The organism is Brunnivagina elsteri CCALA 953 (assembly GCF_002289455.1).
Lineage (GTDB): Bacteria > Cyanobacteriota > Cyanobacteriia > Cyanobacteriales > Nostocaceae > Brunnivagina > Brunnivagina elsteri.
Genome location: NZ_NTFS01000590.1, coordinates 1 through 2,899 on the forward strand (window position 1 = coordinate 1; position 2,899 = coordinate 2,899).

General features: G+C 41.2%; 3 protein-coding genes. 2 read left to right on the forward strand and 1 reads right to left on the reverse strand.

What is annotated here, in order from left to right:
- Window positions 1-15: 15 nt before the first annotated feature.
- Window positions 16-792, reverse strand: coding sequence for a class II aldolase/adducin family protein (locus CK510_RS28750; RefSeq protein ID WP_095724888.1), 777 nt, complete (start codon window positions 790-792; stop codon window positions 16-18).
- Window positions 793-1,478: 686 nt separating this feature from the next.
- Between CK510_RS28750 and CK510_RS28755 the strand changes: the two genes are divergently transcribed.
- Complete coding sequence (locus CK510_RS28755; protein ID WP_095724889.1) at window positions 1,479-1,937, forward strand: CBS domain-containing protein; 459 nt, start codon at window positions 1,479-1,481, stop codon at window positions 1,935-1,937.
- A gap of 84 nt (window positions 1,938-2,021) precedes the next feature.
- Window positions 2,022-2,684, forward strand: a complete 663-nt coding sequence (gene nblB, locus CK510_RS28760; RefSeq protein ID WP_095724890.1) for a phycobilisome degradation protein NblB — start codon at window positions 2,022-2,024, stop codon at window positions 2,682-2,684.
- Window positions 2,685-2,899 lie beyond the last annotated feature (215 nt).

A 2,899-nucleotide genomic window follows, 5' to 3' on the forward strand; every position in this document is an offset into this window, starting at 1 on the left:
ATTTAATAATTTAATCTAATTTAAAAAATCGGGTTGTAGTCTAGCAATCATGTCGTAATGAGGTTGGAAGCTAAACCAACCCATATAAGGAGAACCAACTTGATGACGTGCCAAAGTTGCCGAATCGTGGTTAATTAATTTTGGTTTGCCAGCAGCTTCAGCAAGTAATTGTGCTTGGCAAGTGCGTTCCATTGAAATGAACCACCAAGCAGCCTCATCAACCGTTCTTCCCACCGTAAGTAAACCGTGATTCTTGAGAATTGCGGCTTTTTTGTTGCTTAATGCTCCAGCAATGCGATCGCCCTCTTCTGCCTGCAAAACGACTCCGGTATAATCATCAAAAAAACCGTGATCTTGGTAAAAAGCACAAGCATCTTGGTTAAGCGGATCGAGCAAACGACCAAGACTCGACCAACTTTTACCATAAACCGAATGGGTATGTGCTGCGGCAATAATATCGGGGCGGGATGCATGGATGCGCGAGTGAATGGCAAAAGCTGCTTCATTGACTGGATGATTGCCTTCGACAACTTCACCTTGATGGTTGACGCGAATTAAGTCACTAGAGCGAACCATTCCAAAGTGCATCCCAAAAGGGTTTACCCAAAAGCTATCTAAATATTCCGGATCGCGGGCTGTAATATGTCCAGCAACACCTTCATCAAAGCCATATCGCGAGAATAATCGCAAAGCGGCAGCTAAATGCTGTTTGCGATGTGAGCGTTCTTCTGCGATCGAGGAAAAAGTTGGCTGCTTCGGAAGTGTTGGTTTGACACGTGCTTGAATATGCATGGCAAGAGTAAAGATAAATGGTTAATAGGGAAGGGAGAAAGAAGAAATAATATAATTTGGCTTGATTGTTGATTTTGTAGACTCAAAAAGGCTAAAAACACTACTTTTGTAGTCCGAAAATTGAAATTCTTAAATTGAGATACTTGAGCCTATCTCTACTATGCCCAAAGGCAGGCTTACGCCAACACAGAGAAGTCAAGTATTTTGAGTCAAATATTTAAGGCAACCTCTGAGGCATTCACAGTATTAAGTCTGTCGGCAGCCGCAAATTATGCTTGTGATTGAATGCTTAATTTTTTCCTTAATTTTTGATTATGCTTTTTTATTTAGTATAGTTCTCCCAAGAGCAATAAAGTACAAGAGTGAGGTGGAATTAATTATTTGTAGGGATCAAAAATATTTAGAGAGAAAATGAGTAAAGTTTTGTAATATTTACGCGAAATTACAGACAAATAATGCAATCAAAATAGAGAAGTTTCACCCAAGTACCCATTGCCTAATTCCCAAAATAGTAACAATCTATTTCGTAGCATCGAGTCAATCAGAAAATTTCCCTACAATGTAAGCCAAGGACTATAAAAATAGTTTTTCAACTTAAGTAATTCTCAGCATACTTACAATAAAGCCCATGATTATTTCAGTAAGTAGCCGCTTTCTCACTACCATATTTATAGGAGTGTCGTCATATGTCTAAAACCGTTGCTAATGTGATGAGCCACAACCCAGTTGTTGTTAGGTGCGAAACTCCGCTCAAAGATGCGATCGCAATTTTGGCAGAGCGACGTATTAGTGGTTTACCCGTTGTAGATGAAAGTGGTAAACTCATCGGTATTATTTCGGAAACAGATTTAATGTGGCAAGAAACAGGTGTCACCCCTCCTGCTTACATCATGTTTCTTGATAGCGTTATTTATCTACAAAATCCTGGCAAGTACGATCGCGATTTACACAAAGCACTCGGACAATCCGTTGGGGAAGTCATGAGCAAAAATCCCATTACTGTTTCTCCTGACAAACCACTACGAGATGCAGCTAGATTAATGCACGATAAAAGCGTTAATCGTCTGCCAGTACTTGACAGCGAGGGTCAAGTAATTGGTATTCTCACACGTGGTGATATTATTCGGGCAATGGCTGCTAGTTAGTGGTTAATAGGTTTTTTGTCCTTAGCAAATGCCCAATCCCCAATAATAAAATCAAAGAGAATTTAAGAAAAGAGAGAAAAATTAATGAGTATCACTCCTGAGTCAGTGAGACAGTTACTAAATTCAGAAGATTTAGGCGATCGCTTGCGTGCGGTTAATCAGATTCGAGTATTAGAACCAAAAATTGGGTTTGAGCTAATTCAACACGCTGTTAACGATTCTAATACTCGCGTTCGCTACTCAGCAGTCAGCCAAATAGATACCTTAGGTGGTCAAGATTTAGATTTATCATTAAATCTATTGCGTCGAATGTTGGAAGACAAAGAACCCGACGTACAAGCAGCAGCAGCCGATTGTTTGGGTGCATTACAACTTGTGTCAGCATTTGACGACTTGGAACAACTTTACCGCAACACCCCAGAATGGATTGTCCAACTTAGCGTTATTGCCACATTAGGAGTATTGGGGGAACCGCGAGGATTTGAACTACTTCAAGAAGCGCTGACCTCAGAAAATGAGTTAGTCCAAATTACTGCCATTAGCTCTTTTGGAGAATTGGGGGATTTACGAGCAGTTCCCTTGTTAGCATCATACGCAACCAATCCAGATTGGCAGATTCGCCATCGAGTCGTACTCGCTTTAAATAACTTGGGTGGTACAGAAGCCAAATCTATATTAGAAAGTCTGGTGAATGATGAAGTTGAGACAGTTGCTAGTGAGGCAAAGCGTAACTTGGGTATTTCTTAAGGGGTTTGAGCCGTAGTTCACGGATGTTACCATACTGTACACACAAGTCTGATTTCCCTTCGTATCCCGGAAATCATCCTCCCTAACCCCCATGAGCTAAGGCTACGGTGTACACACAAGTCCTATCTGCAAGGGTTGTAAGCTTTCTATACTCTTTCCTCCTCATTCCCAGGCAGAGCCTGGGAACGCAACCCCAGAGGCTCCGCCTCTTGGTG